General features: G+C 57.9%; 14 protein-coding genes. 6 read left to right on the top strand and 8 right to left on the bottom strand.

What is annotated here, in order from left to right:
- The first annotated feature begins 104 nt into the window (after positions 1-104).
- On the top strand, positions 105-1,004 hold the full coding sequence (locus tag ACR0MP_RS16435; RefSeq protein ID WP_170737043.1) for a LysR substrate-binding domain-containing protein: 900 nt from the start codon (positions 105-107) through the stop codon (positions 1,002-1,004).
- 7 nt (positions 1,005-1,011) lie between these two features.
- Here the strand turns inward: ACR0MP_RS16435 and ACR0MP_RS16430 are convergent, their stop codons facing one another.
- Both ACR0MP_RS16430 and ACR0MP_RS16425 read right to left on the bottom strand, forming a co-directional pair.
- A complete protein-coding gene (locus tag ACR0MP_RS16430) occupies positions 1,012-1,764 on the bottom strand; it encodes a nuclear transport factor 2 family protein (RefSeq protein ID WP_170737047.1) in 753 nt (250 codons plus the stop codon).
- 216 nt (positions 1,765-1,980) lie between these two features.
- Complete coding sequence (locus ACR0MP_RS16425; protein WP_170398374.1) at positions 1,981-3,138, bottom strand: acyl-CoA dehydrogenase family protein; 1,158 nt, start codon at positions 3,136-3,138, stop codon at positions 1,981-1,983.
- A gap of 219 nt (positions 3,139-3,357) precedes the next feature.
- Between ACR0MP_RS16425 and ACR0MP_RS16420 the strand changes: the two genes are divergently transcribed.
- The 3 genes from ACR0MP_RS16420 (at position 3,358) to ACR0MP_RS16410 (ending at position 8,210) form a co-directional block, all read left to right on the top strand.
- On the top strand, positions 3,358-3,999 hold the full coding sequence (locus ACR0MP_RS16420; protein ID WP_170408200.1) for a pyridoxamine 5'-phosphate oxidase family protein: 642 nt from the start codon (positions 3,358-3,360) through the stop codon (positions 3,997-3,999).
- A 114-nt stretch (positions 4,000-4,113) separates the two neighbouring features.
- Positions 4,114-5,040 carry an NAD(P)-dependent oxidoreductase gene (locus ACR0MP_RS16415; protein ID WP_480887341.1) on the top strand — a complete coding sequence of 309 codons (927 nt, stop codon included), beginning with the start codon at positions 4,114-4,116 and terminating at the stop codon, positions 5,038-5,040.
- 104 nt (positions 5,041-5,144) lie between these two features.
- Positions 5,145-8,210 carry an aminotransferase class III-fold pyridoxal phosphate-dependent enzyme gene (locus ACR0MP_RS16410; RefSeq protein ID WP_480887238.1) on the top strand — a complete coding sequence of 1,022 codons (3,066 nt, stop codon included), beginning with the start codon at positions 5,145-5,147 and terminating at the stop codon, positions 8,208-8,210.
- A gap of 46 nt (positions 8,211-8,256) precedes the next feature.
- On the opposite strand, the gene ACR0MP_RS16405 is transcribed toward ACR0MP_RS16410, so the two are convergent.
- On the bottom strand, positions 8,257-8,733 hold the full coding sequence (locus ACR0MP_RS16405; RefSeq protein WP_480887240.1) for a hypothetical protein: 477 nt from the start codon (positions 8,731-8,733) through the stop codon (positions 8,257-8,259).
- Entirely contained in the window at positions 8,730-8,897 is a 168-nt protein-coding gene (hemP, locus tag ACR0MP_RS16400; protein ID WP_170408197.1) for a hemin uptake protein HemP, read from the bottom strand. The genes ACR0MP_RS16405 and hemP overlap by 4 nt, the downstream gene beginning before the upstream one ends.
- Before the next feature lie 225 nt (positions 8,898-9,122).
- Between hemP and gph the strand changes: the two genes are divergently transcribed.
- Positions 9,123-9,785, top strand: coding sequence for a phosphoglycolate phosphatase (gene gph / locus ACR0MP_RS16395; RefSeq protein ID WP_170408196.1), 663 nt, complete (start codon positions 9,123-9,125; stop codon positions 9,783-9,785).
- Positions 9,786-9,998: 213 nt separating this feature from the next.
- On the opposite strand, the gene ACR0MP_RS16390 is transcribed toward gph, so the two are convergent.
- The 3 genes from ACR0MP_RS16390 to ACR0MP_RS16380 form a co-directional block, all read right to left on the bottom strand.
- The gene (locus tag ACR0MP_RS16390) at positions 9,999-11,171 is read right to left on the bottom strand and encodes an acetate/propionate family kinase (RefSeq protein WP_170408190.1); all 1,173 of its coding nucleotides are present in this window, start codon (positions 11,169-11,171) and stop codon (positions 9,999-10,001) included.
- Positions 11,171-12,556, bottom strand: a complete 1,386-nt coding sequence (locus ACR0MP_RS16385; protein WP_170408188.1) for a bifunctional enoyl-CoA hydratase/phosphate acetyltransferase — start codon at positions 12,554-12,556, stop codon at positions 11,171-11,173. Before ACR0MP_RS16385 ends, ACR0MP_RS16390 begins: the two co-directional genes overlap by 1 nt.
- Positions 12,557-12,631: 75 nt before the next feature.
- Positions 12,632-13,900 (bottom strand): cytochrome c peroxidase, encoded by a 1,269-nt coding sequence (locus ACR0MP_RS16380; protein WP_170737055.1) that lies wholly within the window; start codon positions 13,898-13,900, stop codon positions 12,632-12,634.
- Positions 13,901-13,915: 15 nt separating this feature from the next.
- Here ACR0MP_RS16380 and ACR0MP_RS16375 point away from each other — a divergent pair, with 15 nt between their 5' ends.
- Positions 13,916-14,386 carry a tetratricopeptide repeat protein gene (locus ACR0MP_RS16375; RefSeq protein WP_170408184.1) on the top strand — a complete coding sequence of 157 codons (471 nt, stop codon included), beginning with the start codon at positions 13,916-13,918 and terminating at the stop codon, positions 14,384-14,386.
- 30 nt (positions 14,387-14,416) lie between these two features.
- Here ACR0MP_RS16375 and ACR0MP_RS16370 read toward each other — a convergent pair whose 3' ends face one another.
- The gene (locus tag ACR0MP_RS16370; RefSeq protein ID WP_170408182.1) at positions 14,417-15,478 is read right to left on the bottom strand and encodes a TRAP transporter substrate-binding protein; all 1,062 of its coding nucleotides are present in this window, start codon (positions 15,476-15,478) and stop codon (positions 14,417-14,419) included.
- Positions 15,479-15,495 lie beyond the last annotated feature (17 nt).

Here is a 15,495-nt window from a genome sequence, read left to right as displayed (position 1 = left end):
ACGGCACCCGCTCGACCACAAAAGTGATGTGGCGCACCACTCATCGCTCTGGCGGTAGGAAAAAACCAGTGCTATTGCGTTCAATAGGTATGAGGAATTGTCATATGATTGCACCCCGCCGTTTCTTGCCTTCAATCTCGTCCTTGCTTGCGCTTGAAGCCGTAGATCGGCTGGGCAGCGCATCTGCTGCTGCGGCTGAGCTGTCCTTGACACAAAGCGCGATCAGCCGGCAATTGAAGACGATGGAGGATCAGCTGGGCGTGCAATTGATTGAGCGCAGCCAGATGCGATTGCACTTGACGCCAGCAGCCAAAGACTATGTGCAAACCGCAAGGTCTGCTGTTCAGGATCTGGCGCAGGCCGCACTGAAACTCAAAGCCAACCCGGCGGGTGGGTCACTTGATCTATCGATCCTTCCCGCGTTCGGCATGCATTGGCTGGCACCCCGCCTTCAGGATTTTGCGCAACGGCACCCTGAGGTCACCGTCAATCTGGGTACCCGCCTCAAACCGTTTGATTTCATGTCTGAACCATTTGATGCCGCGATCCATTTCGGTCAGCAAGACTGGGCGGGCGTTCAGTATTTACCGATCATGCGGGAAGAAGTCCTGCCCGTCTGCGCCCCTGCCCTTACCGCTGTCAATTTCAATAGCTTGGGTGCTCTCCGCGCCGCGCCACTGCTGCATCTGGAGTCGCGTCCGGATGCCTGGGAGCGCTGGTTTGAGATACAGGGCCAGCCCGTCACCGGCCTACGGGGAATGCTGTTCGATCAGTTTTCGACCATGATTCAGGCCACGATTCATGGGTTGGGCGTGGCTCTGTTACCGTCATATCTGCTGCAGGATGATTTGCGCACCGGGCGGCTTGTCCAGGCATGGGACGGGCCGCGCGTGAGCCTTGGCAGCTATTATCTGGTCTGGCCGAATGACCGCTCGATGCCCGAGCCTCTACGGTCTTTCCAAGCCTGGATCAGTGAACAGATTGGGGCAGACGCCCACGCCTAACGCGGCCTTAGAACTTGCCGTTGTCATTTTTCCATTCGCTGCGTGGTGCAATGGACTCAACCGTGTCCCAGTGTTCGACGATCTTGCCATCTGCAACGCGGTACAGATCATAAAATGCGCTGTGAGTGCCCTGATATTCACCTTCGCACACGGTCAGTACAAAATCCCCTTCCGCCAATACCCGATGCAGATGCTGATAGTTTAGGGCGTTCCTATCGGCCAATGCGGTCCTCAAGGCAGTCAAGTCATCCGAGAGCTGCGGGCTGTGTTCTACGTAAGCGGAAGTGTTGATACAGGCCTCTATCTGGTCGAGATCCCCGGCAATCAACGCGGTTTCGACGAAGGCGCGAACAAAGGCCCGGTTTTCCTCGGTTTGCTCGACATCCCGAACTTCGGTCGGACCATCCACCATACTGTGATCCGAGCCGTTTGGCCCCATCCGTTTCTGGATATTGTCCCAATGCTCTACCGCTTGCCCGTCTTCGAACCGGAACACTTCGAAGCCGATATTACGACGCGAGAAATCATATTCCGTATGCGCAAATACAAAATCGCCGTCTTCAAAGGCGCGTACGATATTCACGCGCGGTGAGGTCTGGGACAGCCGTTTGAATAGGGATGCAAGCCCTTCGCTGCCTTCATGGGTTTGAGGATTGTGCTGGATGTATCGTGCTTCATTTACCACCGAAACCGGACCCGGATCGCCCGTTTCGATGCTTTTGAGCAAGGCAGATATGCGATCTTTGTTGGACTTCTCCATACCGGGTTCCCTTCAGGTCTGACTACTCCGTGATCACAATGGCAGGCGACGTGTCAGGCATCAACGCCAGCAACAGCCAAACCCTGCGCGGCCTTCGGCCTTGCGTCCTGCGGACGGCAGGGGGCCAGGCAAGCGCGGGCTGCGTCCGCGCCTGCCTGGCCCAACGGGAGGAGACGTTCCGTAAGGAATGTGGACGACGGGCGGGAGTGTTTTGGTTCAGACGTCCAGCGAACGGGCGATGAGCTCTTTCATGACTTCATTCGTCCCGCCATAGATCATTTGGACCCGCGCATCCGCATAGAGCCGCGCGATTGGGTATTCCATCATGAACCCATAGCCGCCGAACAGTTGCAGGCATTCGTGCATCACTTCGTTCTGCACCTCAGAGCCCCAGTATTTCACCATCGAGGCCGTCGCAGCATCCAATTCACCGGCCTCCAGTTTTCCAATGCAGTCATTGACGAAACTGCGCAGCACCTCGGCCTTGGTCTTACACTCGGCCAACTTGAAACGTGTGTTCTGGAAATCCATCACCCGTTGTCCGAACGCCTTGCGCTCCTGCACGTAGTCCACCGTCTGCGATATGGCGAAATCGATCGCGCCCAGCGCCATGATCCCGATGGTCAGCCGCTCCCACGGCAACTGTTTCATCAGTTGATAAAACCCCTGCCCCTCTTCCGGACCCAGTAGGTTGGTCATTGGAACTTTGACATCCTCAAAGAACAACTCGGCTGTGTCGTTGCCCTTCATTCCCAGTTTCTTGAGGTTCCGCCCCCTCCGGAATCCATCAGCCCCGTCGGTTTCGACCACAATCAGAGAGACACCCTTCGCCCCTAACGACTTGTCAGTTTTGGCAGCCACGATAACCAGATCAGCCGATTGCCCGTTGGTGATAAATATCTTGGACCCGTTGAGCCGATAAGAATTGCCATCCTTCTCAGCGGTCGTCTTCACGGCTTGCACATCCGATCCCGTGCCCGGCTCGGTCATGGCCAGCGCGCCGATCATCTCACCCGAGGCCAGTTTCGGCAGCCACTTCTGTTTCTGATCCTCACTGCCATAAGCGGTGATGTAGTGGGTCACGATAGACTGGATGCCATATCCCCATCCTGCGTCCCCGCGCGCAGTCTGCTCATACAAAGTAACGGAATCGAAACCCATCCCGCCGCCGACGCCACCATATTCCTCAGCAATCGAACCGGCCATCAGACCCGTCTCTCCCGCCTGCAACCAAAAGGTACGATCAACCGCCCCGTTCTCGGCCCATTTCTCGGTATTGGGTACCAAGGCATCATCCATGAACCGGCCCGCCATTTCAGCAAACATTCGGTGTTCGTCAGTAACCCAGGCGGCGGTGCTGGTAAAAAGCGACATCAAATAGCTCTCCAGATCAGGTGTTTGCCCAAAACTAGCCGGGTGTGTGATTCCTTCCAATCCATGTGACGTGGCGTCCAGGACAGATGCTACGCAACGTCCTTGGCAACGTTGCCGAATTTGGGGCCAAACGTTCACATCTGTGTTCCCACGCCTGACAGAGCAGGCCATCATCGACCATATTGCGCAAACGCCCCGGAAGACCCAGGAGACAGCATAATGCCCCGCGCCTTTTCTGAACTGACCTTCACACCCGCCGTTCGCGCCCATCAAGAACGCATGGGATCCGCAGCGACCTACGCGAAATTCCTGAGCCGAGGACCAAAACAGGGCCACCAAATCGGACCGATCGAAGAGGCGTTCATTCGCGCCCGCGACGGGTTCTATCAGGCCACCGTCTCAGAAACCGGCTGGCCTTATGTGCAGTTTCGCGGTGGGCCGATAGGGTTTCTGAAAGTGCTGGACCCGCACACCATCGGCTATGCGGACCTGTCTGGTAACAAACAATATATCTCGCGCGGCAACCTGGATGGGAATGACCGCGTGGCACTGATATTAATGGACTACGCGAACCAGCGCCGCCTCAAGATACTTGGCCAGATGACATTCTCGGAAGGTGCCGCAGCAGCGGCTGATCTTTACACCAAAGGCTCCGAGACCGAGGCAGAACGTGCCGCGATCATCAAAGTTGAAGCGCTTGACTGGAATTGCCCCCGCCACATCACGCCGCGCTTTACCGAGGCCGAGCTTCGGCCACATCTGAATGATCTGGGTCAGCAACTGGCTGTTCTGCAATCAGAAAACCAGCGTTTACAGAGGGAATTGGCTGAGCTCAAAGCTGCGGCCGTTTTTCGAAGATGAAATCCGCGCCGGTTCAGATGTGAAACGAATGGCGCGCGATCGCTATGGATCTGAGCGGCAAATTGTGACGCAGGGTTGCCCTTTGGTCCAAGCTTTGCTTTGTCCTTTCTAAACATCACGACCTGCCGTCCGCTTGAGGCAGGAGCGGATAACAGAGAGGATCATCACATGGCAAAAGTTGCGTTCCTTGGCCTAGGCGTCATGGGCTACCCGATGGCCGGGCATCTTCAGGCTGCCGGCCACGAAGTCACCGTCTACAACCGCACCGCATCCAAGGTCGAGGCTTGGGTCGCCCAGCATGGCGGCGCGATGGCCCTGACACCGCGGCAAGCCGCAGAAGGGGCAGAGTTCGTGATGGCCTGCGTTGGCAATGACGACGATCTGCGTATGGTTTGCACAGGTGAAGATGGCGCCTTTCACGGAATGGCCAAGGGTGCGGTATTTGTTGATCACACCACCGTCTCGGCCAAGGTCACGCGTGAGTTGTACGAGGCTGGCATGACACAGGGGGTTGCTTTTGTGGACGCCCCGATCTCGGGCGGTCAGGCGGGAGCCGAAAATGGTGTGCTATCGATCATGTGCGGCGGTGACATGGACGCTTATCGTGCTGCTGAGCCGGTGATGCAGGTCTATTCCAAAATCTGCCGCCGCATTGGGGACAGCGGCGCGGGTCAAATGACCAAAATGTGCAACCAGATCGCGATTGCAGGGCTGGTGCAGGGCCTGAGCGAAGCATTACATTTTGCCGAAAAGGCTGGGCTGGATGGTCGGGCTGTGGTCGAGGTGATTAGCCAAGGCGCGGCAGGCAGCTGGCAGATGGCGAACCGGTATGAGACCATGCTGGATGACCATTTTGAGCATGGCTTTGCAGTCGACTGGATGCGCAAGGATCTGGGAATCTGTCTAGATACCGCCAATGAGACCGGGGCTTCACTACCAGTGACGGCGCTGGTCGACCAGTTCTACAAAGACGTGCAGAAACTTGGCGGGGGCCGGTGGGATACGTCCTCGTTGTTCAAACGGTTGCGAGCACTGGACTGAGCAAAGGGGGGGCTGTCTGCCCCATCGCGCCAGGGCGCGACTCCGCCCGAAGATATTTTTGGCCAGATGAAGAGGATCACCGTGGCAGTTGCAAGAGATAGCGCATGAGCGACTTGAACACTTTCTGGGCTGGTCGCCTGCGTGAACACTGGGGTCTGGACGCCCGTCTGACGCGTCTGGATGGGGAGTACGACCTCAACTTTCTGGTGGAAGCCACCAACGGGCAGGATTATGTGCTCAAGGTGATGCACGCGGGGTGCGATACGGCATTGGTCGATCTACAGATCAAGGCGCTGGGACATCTCAGCGCAGCAGCGCCCGGATTGCCCTTTCCTGCTGTTTATCCCGATTTGAACAGGATGATGTTGCCCGAGATTGCCGACGCACATGGGCAACCGCGACAGGTCTGGCTGCAGGAACGACTGCCGGGGGCATGCTATGCAAGCAGCGCGCCCAAGACCGAAGACCTGATACTAAAACTGGGCCGTGTTCTGGGCGCAACCGACCGGACGCTGGAGGGGTTCACCCATGAGGGTTTGCAGCGCGCCGATTTCAAATGGGATTTGACGCGGGCGAGTTGGATCGTCGACCAACTAGAGGCCATCTCTGATCCGGCAAGACGCGCGCGCGTTCAACAAATCGCTGCGGATTTTGAGGCGATCTCTGATCAACTGGGTGCATTGCCAAAGCAGGCGATTCACAATGATGCCAATGATTACAATATCCTTGTCGAAGGCAATCTGGGCGAACGACGCAGCATCTCGGGTCTGATCGATCTTGGCGACATGTGCGCGGCACCGCGTGTTTGCGATCTGGCTATTGCCGGGGCCTATGTCGTTCTGGACCACCCTAAACCCGAGCGCGCATTGGCTGCGCTGGTACGCGGTTATCACGCCGCCAATCGGTTGCGCCCGGATGAGATCGACCTGATCTGGCCTTTGTTGCAAGCACGTTTGGCGGTGTCCGTGGTGAATTCGACCCTGATGGCGATTGAGAACCCGGATGATCCGTATGTCACGATCAGCCAGGCCCCGGCGTGGCGGTTGATCGAAAATGGGGCAATCAATGGCGCGCTCATGCCCGCACGATTGCGCGCAGCGTGTGGCTTGCCCGTTGTGGACGGGGCCGAGCGCATTCACGCCTACCTGTCCGGCCATCGCGGACAATTCGCGCAGATGTTCGGGCAGAATCTGAGCGACGCACCGATGGGCTCACTGTCGGTGGAAAACTCAACCTGGCCTCAAAACCCGTTCCAAATGCCGCTGGACGAGGCGGCGCGGGTTGGTGAGGAGTTTGGGGATGGTCCCTGGCTTGGGTATTACAGCGAGCCACGCCTGATCTATGCTGAGCCGGGGTTTCGCATGGGACCGTGGAAAGCGTCGGATCGGCGCACAGTGCATCTGGCCGTGGATGTGTTTGCACCCGCCGGAACAGTGCTGCATGCACCTCTCAGCGGTCGGGTCGAAGCGGTTGAAAACAGGGACGCGCATCTCGACTATGGCGGGGTTGTGATCCTGCACCACGAAACGCCCGAAGGGGATGCATTCTACACGCTTTATGGCCATCTGGACCCTGAGGTGAGCGAGCGTTTGAAACCGGGTGACCCGGTGGCTCAGGGTGCAGCTTTTGCCCGTCTGGGCGATGCCAGTCAGAATGGCGGATGGGCCCCGCATGTGCATTTCCAACTGGCGCTGACAACCGACGGTATGCAGGCCGACTGGCCGGGCGTAGCGGATCCTGATGAGCTCGAGCTTTGGCACGCGGTCTGCCCCAACCCCGCAGCACTGTTGAACTTGCCTGATGAAAAGGTTTTCTATCGACCAACCGACAAGCAGGCGATCCTGCAGGACAGGCGCGAACACTTCGGCGGAAATCTCAGCCTGACATACGACGACCCGGTCATGCTGGTGCGTGGTTGGAGGCATCACCTGTTCGATGAATGGGGGCGACCCTATCTGGATGCCTACAACAACGTTCCGCATGTAGGCCATGCGCATCCGCGTATTCAGGCGGTTGCAGCGGATCAGCTGAAGCGCATGAATTCGAACACACGCTATCTGCACCCGGCGCAAACCGCCTTTGCCGACAAGGTATTGTCGAAACTGCCGGATCACCTTGAGGTCTGTTTCTTCGTCAACTCAGGGACTGAGGCCAACGAATTGGCTCTGCGTCTGGCGCGCGCGCATACCGGGGCAAAAGGGATCGTGACGCCCGATCACGGCTATCACGGCAACACAAACGCTGCGGTGGCGATCTCGGCCTACAAATTCAACAAACCTGGCGGTATTGGGCAGGCAGATTGGGTGGAACTGGTTGAGGTCGCGGATGACTATCGCGGCTCGTTCCGGCGTGATGACCCCGAGCGTGCCCGGAAGTTTGCTGACCTGATTGATCCGGCGATTTCGGCATTGCAGGCAAAAGGGCAAGGCCTAGCCGGGTTCATCGCTGAAACATTCCCCTCGGTCGGGGGACAGATCATTCCACCAAAAGGCTATCTGTCTGCGGTCTATGAAAAAATCCGCGCCGCCGGAGGGGTCTGCATTGCCGATGAAGTCCAGACCGGCCTCGGGCGCCTGGGCGACTATTACTTCGGCTTTGAACATCAGGGCGCGCTGCCTGACATAGTGGTAATGGGGAAGCCCATCGGCAACGGCCACCCGCTGGGTGTGCTGGTCACTACCAAAGAGATCGCCGAAAGCTTCGACAACGGGATCGAGTTTTTCTCGACCTTCGGAGGATCGACCCTGTCTTGCCGGATCGGAAAAGAGGTGTTGGACATCGTCGACGATGAAGGCCTTCAAGAGAACGCCCGTGTGATGGGGACTCGTCTGATGGACGGCCTCCGAAAGATCGAAGCGGACTTTGCCTGCGTTGGCGATGTACGCGGCATGGGTCTGTTTTTAGGGGTGGAACTGGTCAATCCTGACGGTTCGGAAAGCGGTGAGATTTGCAGCTACGTCAAGAATCGGATGCGCGATCATCGCATTCTGATCGGTAGCGAGGGACCCAAGGACAATATCCTGAAAATCCGGCCACCGCTAACCGTCGAAGCAGAGGACGTCGACATGATTCTTTGGACGCTGCGGGAGGTTCTTGGCGAAGTGGGTGACTACAGCCCTGCCCCCATGTGCGATCACGATCATCATCATGCGGGCTGCGGCTGCTGCTAAGAAACACAAAACCCCAGCGAAATTGCTGGGGTTTTGTCGCCGTCGATCAGTGGAGCACTGAATGTGGGGGGTGGTGCCCGGTCGTCGGCAAAGGGATCGAAACGGTCATCCGGCGTAACGCCAAGCCCAGTTCCTCGGACAACGAGGCCAGTGCCGGGGCGAAATCGGGCCGTACGATCAGCGAGGCCATCATCACTGCATCTTCACGCGCCCCTTCAGAGGCGGCACCGATCATCTGGGCAAAACAATTCTCATCAGCGCCCAGACATGCACATCCCAGCCCATGACGCACCAGCGGACGGCGACCGTGATGTGCACAAAGTGAACACAGCCGGTCCAGCGTCAGCATCGTGGCGCGTCCCTGATCTGCACCCAGCGCGATGTCAAAATCGCTTGCGGCATTTGCCCGGCCTTCGACCCCATCACCCCAAAGCCGCAGATACATGACGGCTCCGGCCTCAATGGGGTTCAGGTCAGCCAGACGGCCAACAGCCGCCCCGCCACGCGAAGAAGGTGCGCTCATTTTGTCAGGATCAGTTTGCCTGCGCGGGTGATACGCAGCGTATAAAGCTGATCGCCCAGCTCGATATGGGCCAAATTGCCGCCATTGGTGAGGTCTTCCGCCTTGTGGGCCGGAAGCATCGAAACAGCGTAGCTAAGGGTCGAGGAAGGGGTTTGCGCGTTCATTGGGGCATCTCCAGAGCATCTGTGGCACTTGGCCTTGTCTGTCTTCGTTTCGCTTGATCTGGCTGACCCTGTTTTGGGCTGGCTATCTGTTCGTGTGATTAATCTGATAAAAATAGTAAGGTTTGTCAAGCTGCTGTTTTTTCAATCGCTCCCACGGGTCTCTATTGCGCCGTCGCACAGCACGACCTAGGCATTGGACATCAACAAACAAAGGCGGATTCGCAGATGGCAGCAGTTGTCGTATTTGATCTGGATGGCACCCTGATAGACAGCCTTGCCGACCTTGCAGCTGCGGTAAACCGAATGCTGCACGATCAGGGGCACCCCGCCTTGCCTCAGGATACGATCCGGGGATTCGTCGGGAACGGACTACCCAAGCTGGTCGAGCGCGCGATGACGCATTGCGGGCTGGAGCCAACGCTTCACAAGGACCTGACACAGCTTACCCTGAAGCACTACAATGCAGGCGCCTGCGATCAGACCGTAGTTTATCCCGGCGTGATCCAGGCGCTGGATGAGCTTCGCGATATGGGCTGTGCGCTTGGGGTCTGCACCAACAAACCCGAAGCCCCTGCCCGGCATGTGCTGGGCGAACTTGGCCTGCTACCCTATTTCAACACGGTCTTTGGTGGAGACACGCTGGATATACGCAAACCCGATCCAGAGCACTTGCACGCCTGTTTCAAGACCCTTCAAGCCGCAGGCCCACTGATCTTCGTTGGCGACAGTGAGGTTGATGCCGAAACTGCGCAACGGGCTCAGGTCCCGTTTTTGCTGTTTGAACAGGGATATCGAAAGTCGCCGGTTTCGGACATGCCGCACACGCTCAGCTATGATAACAGTACCGCACTGCCTGCACTTGTTCGGAAAATCCTGACGCAGGCATAGACCCCAAAAAAGGTCGAGGGGCCGGCCAAGGGGGTAAGAAGCCAGCCCCTCATCGGGGGAAATTAGTGAAAGTGGATTGGGCGCACTGGCCCGGTAGTTAATGAAAAGTTAACGCACCTGCGCGGATCGCGAAATTGGGGGATTCCCGTAGTGCTGCGATTTTTTTCCCAATCCCCCAATTTATTTAGCGCGCAGAAGCCTAAAAACTGGGATTTATACGGCTTTCTCAGCCGCGGCACGCGCGATAACCAGTTCCTCGTTCGTCGGAATGACCATCAGTTTAACACGTGACAGGTCGGTCGAGATGACGCGCAGATTGTCCGCGTTTGCATCGTGGTCCAGTTCAAGACCCAACCACCCCATGTCAGTGCAGATACGATCGCGGATATAGGTCGAGTTCTCACCGATCCCGCCGGTAAACACGACGGCGTCCAGACCTCCCAACACAGCGGCCAAAGCGCCCAGCTCACGGCGTATCCGGAACGTGTAGTAGTTGATGGCATTGCGTGCACCCGGCGTATTCGACGCCTCAAGCGTACGCATATCATTGGTCATCCCGGAAAGGCCAAGCAGCCCGGATTTACGGTACAGAAGGTCCGAGATCTCATCCGCATTCATGCCTTGCTGATCCATCAGATACAGCACAACGCCCGGATCCAGCTGGCCACAACGCGTTCCCATCGGCAAACCATCCATGGCCGAGAACCCCATGCTTGAACCGACCGACCGACCTCCGATCATGGCGCACATTGAGGCACCGTTGCCAAGATGCGCCACAACCACCCGTCCGCCATGTATCAGCGGAGCAGTCTTGGCCAGATGGTCCGAGATGTAATCATAGCTCAGACCGTGGAAGCCATAGCGGCGAACGCCCATATCGTAATACTCGGTCGGCAATGCGAAGGTGTCATTGACCCAAGGGTGGTGGCGGTGAAAAGCGGTATCGAAACAGGCAACCTGCTTGGCATTGGGGAACCTGTCCATCGCAGTACGTGCGCCCTGCAGATTGTAAGGTTGGTGCAGAGGCGCAAAAGGCTCGAGTTTTTCCAGCATCTGCAAGCTTTCGGGGGTCAGCAGAATGGGCCTGTCATTATCCGGGCCGCCATGCACGATGCGGTGTCCAACCGCGGTCACGCCCGCCGACGGGAACTGCCGTTCCAGCAAATCCAAAATATAGTCCAAGGCGCTGGCCTGATCGCACAGCGCTTCAGAAGCGGTATCGGCAAGCACGCGGCCATCCGTGGTCTCTGCTTTGATGCGCGCCGCGCGGCTGCCGATGCGTTCCACCTCTCCCGAACAAACCAGGATCGGATCTGCTTCGCCCGCGGAGAACAACCCAAACTTCAGCGAGGACGAGCCTGAATTCAGTGTGATGATATGGTCCATCAGATCTTACCCGACATCCGCGCCGCATGCAGGGCCGCGACGGCACAGGAAACGAGCCGCGCCTTTTCGCCATCTGCGCGACTGGTCAGAATAATCGGTACGCGCGCGCCCAGCACCACCCCGGCAGCCTCGGCGTGCGCGATATACGTCAGTTGCTTGGCTAACATGTTGCCTGCGTCCAGATTGGGTACGACAAGAATGTCTGCCCGTCCGGCCACCTCGGACACGATCCCTTTGGTGCGCGCCGCGGCCAGGCTGACCGCGTTGTCCATGGCAAGCGGCCCATCGACCAAGCCACCCCTGATCTGTCCCCGCTCGGCCATCTTCGACAGCAATGCGGCATCAATCGACGACCGGATTGCTGGATTCACCGTCTCGACCGCCGACAGAACACCCACTTTTGGAGCGCCAATTCCGATTGAGATTGCCAGATCGATCGCGTTCTGCGTGATGTCGATCTTGGTTTCCAGATCCGGCTCGATATTGATGGCCGCATCGGTCACCAGCAAGGGATGCGGCTGGCCGGGTATATCCATGACGAAGACATGCGTAAATCGGCGCCCTGCGCGAAGTCCACGATCCCGCCGCAACGCCGCCCGTAGCAGTTCGTCCGTATGAAGATGCCCCTTCATCAATGCTTCAGCATGTCCTTCGACAACCAGATCAACCGCTTTGTTGGCGGCGTCCAGATGGTCCTTAACGGGAACGATCTCAACGTCACCCAAGGGCAACTCAATCTCACGCGCTGCTGCAGCAATCTTGTCGGGGTCACCTATCAGGACCGGCTTGATGATGGTTTCACGCGCCGCCAATAAGGCCCCCCCCAGCGAGTTGGGCTCTTCTGGGGCGACAACTGCCGTGGGGATCGGAGGCAGCGGGCGCGAGCGATCGAGCAGTGCATCAAAATGCCGGTGCCGCTCGACGACTAGACCAGGCACTTCAATCTCATTGAATGACAGTTCTTTCTCCGGAGCGATCACGACCGCGATGCCGGACACGATCAGCGCCTCATCACTAGGGCGCATCACCTGAGTTTCCAGAACTACCTCGCGGTTATCGCGTTTTTTGATAACCGTAACTCTGGCCAGCAGTTCTTCACCCGCATATGCCCGGGCGCTAAAATCCAAGCTTTGCGACTTATACAGCGTACCCGCGCCCGGCAGGATATTCCCCAAAACGGCCGAGATCAGAGCCCCAAGAAACATCTCGGGCGCGATCGCCTCGTTTACGTTATCACCGTCCCCATCTTCGTCGGCCAGGTTCAAAGGGTTATGGTTGCCGGAATTCGATGCGAAGGCATAAAAATCATCCTCTGTGCAGAACCGGGTCAACTCGGCGGTGTCTCCGATCTGAAGCTGATCAAAGGGCTTGTTGTGATACTGCATTGAAACTCTCGGCGGCTGTTTTGCACCGATCATTATGAGATTTCACGTAAATTTCCAATGACGTTTGGTGGGTTTCTAGGGCTCAAACCCATCTGGCACACCGAACAGTGGCGCATCCAGTGTGGTCCCGGTCAATGCACCCATGAACGCCACCAGATCTGCGACCTGGGCATCGGTCAGTTCCAGCGGTTCGATGTCAATTTTCTGACGATGACGCTCCATCTCGAACCGGTCCTGCCAGACGATGAAATCCACATTCTCAAGCCACGGCACGTTGGGCAGCCCGGCCAAATCAGGGGTCCAGGCAGCGAGGCTCTGAGATGGGTTCAAGTGGTGGCGAATAATGCCTTCCAGATCGGGAAAGGCACCGTTGTGACCATAGGGCGCTGTCTCTGTCACATTGCGCAGCATCGGTGTGCGAAAGCGATAGGCGTCCTCAAGACGGTTGCTTTCACCCATATGACCCACGTCGCGGGCATAGGGGTCCCATTGGCGGGTCTTGCCCGGTCCAAATGGCGGCAAGCTCAGCGCGTGGAATTTTTGATCCGATAGCAACGGGCCGGAATGGCAGTTTACGCAACCTGCCTCACCATAAAACAGGGTCATGCCGTCCTTTTGCCGAGGCGTCAGGGCGGTGTTATCTCCGGCCAGATATTGATCAAACGGGCTGTCCATGCTGCGCCATTCCAGCGCCATGAATGCCGCCAGCGCGTTGGCTACTTGGGTGATCGTGATGTCCTCGGTCGTGTCGATGTCATCGAATGCCTTGACCATGGCAGGCCCATAGCGCGGATCAGTGCGCACGCGTTTGGCGAGGATCGGCCAGCCCTTGTCGATGCGGTCATGCACCGCGCCGGTGACTTGATTTTCGGCCACATTTCCGGCCATCTCGAATTGCGAGGTCAGCGGGAAAAGTGCCTGCGCGGCCAGCAGTGAATTCAACCCCTCCGGCAGCCATTCCTGCGCGGGCGAATTGAAGCCGTTACCGTAGACGTCAGAGATACTTAGGCGACCGTCATAGAAGACCGTGTGAAGGTCCTTTGCACCAAGGTTCCAAAGCCCCGGCGAATTGCGGGGAATACGCTTGCGGATTTTGTCCGCTCCGGTGCCCGGCGTGCGATCTGGGCCAAGCCCCTGCCCGCCCTCGCCAATGCCCAGCGACAACCCGTCCGAGGTGCCAAAATCCGGGTGGTGGCAGTGGGCACAGCTGATGTTCTGGTTGCCCGACAAGATCGGATCGTAAAACAGTTGATGACCGATGGCGGCCTGTTCCATATCAAAGGGGATGAAATCGTCATCCGTCAGCGGGCGCGGCAGATCCTGAGCTGCCGCAGCCCCTGCCAAGAGGAAAGCAACCCCATGCGCCAGTTTGTATTTGCCCTGTGCCTTCTCGCGACCCCAGCGCTGGCTGAACTGGAACAAGCACGCGATCTGATGGAGGCCGGAGAGTTTGAAGCCGCGCGTGAGGAATTGCTGCCCGCCGCGCGCTCCGGCAATGCCGAAGCCGAGGAATTGATCGGTGTGATGTACGGGTTGGGCCTTGGAGTCGAACAGGATTATGAGCGGGCGTTTGAATGGTACCTGCGCGCCTCGATGAAAGGACATCCCGGGGCGCAGTCCGGTATCGGCTGGTACTATGAGCTGGGACTGGGCATGCCCGCGCCTGATCTGGTGCGGGCCTACATGTGGTACACGCTCAGCGCCATTGGCGGCGATCCCGATGCGGCGATCAGCCTTGAGGAAGTGGTCAAAAAAATGTCGCCGGAGCAGATCGAGAAGGCGCATGTTCTGGTCAACGACTACAAAGGGTGGATGTACCCGTTTCGGTGAGGGCCGGACCCCAGGGCCCGGCCCAGCAATTCAGTTCAGATCCGCATCACGTGAGGCATTAACATCCGCCTCGGCTGCTGCCACAGCGTCAGTCAACGCTACAAAGATCTCATCACCACGTGCCACATTGGACTGGAACCAGTCATAGACCGGGGTTGCGGCTTCTTTGAACGCAGCTTTCTGGTCGGGTGTCAGGACATAAAGGTCACCACCGCCGGCTACAAAATCCTCATAAGCCTGAATCGACTTGCGCTTGGGTGAGGCAAAGGTCGCCTGCTGCAGCGCATAAAACCCGTCGACTACCACGCGGCGCATATCTTCTGGCATCTCCTGGAACTTGGCGTTGTTCATCCACCACAGCGCACCCATATAAGCGTGCCCGTCCAGCGTTACATATTGCAGGCCTGCATCCGGGAACTTCATGCCCATGATGTCCGTGATGCCGTTTTTCGAGCCCTCAACCACGCCGGTCTGGAAGCTGGTGAACAGTTCTGGCCACGGGATCGGGGTCGGTGATGCACCCAGTGCTTTGACCAGCTCCTGCGGCAGGTCGGCAACCACGGTGCGGATTTTTAGACCTTCCATGTCAGCCGGCTCAGCAACACGGCGTTGTGTATTGGCGAAGTTGCGCCAGCCACCTGTATTGCCGATTGTCATCAGACGGATCGCACCGCCGGAATCCTCCAGCGCCATGTCGCGCATCTGCCGGGTGAAATCACCGGATAGGACATGTTCGGCAATGCGGTCATCGGCCATCAGGTAAGGCAGGTCCAGAACCTGCACGTAAGGGAAGATGCCCGAGGCCCCTCCAGAGGTTGAGATGTAGATGTCGATCGTACCGTCTGCCACACCCTGCAGACACTCGGCACCGTTCGAGCAGAGCTGCGTACCTATGAACAGCTCAACCTCAATGGCTCCGTTCGAGGCCGCCTCAACGTAGTTCTTGAAAACGACCAGACCGTCATAATCTTCGTCGTTTTCATTCGAGTTTGCTGTGGCGCGTAGCGTGTAGTCGGCGGCTGCCGCGGCAATCGCAGACGCGGCCACTAGCGACGTGGCCACCGCTGCGGTTTTGATAAATCTTCTGAGCATGCGTTTCCTCCCTGTGA

This window comes from Ruegeria sp. K3 (genome assembly GCF_056531845.1).
The sequence above is the reverse complement of the archived record's forward strand: the minus strand, read 5'-3'. Positions and strand labels throughout refer to the sequence as shown.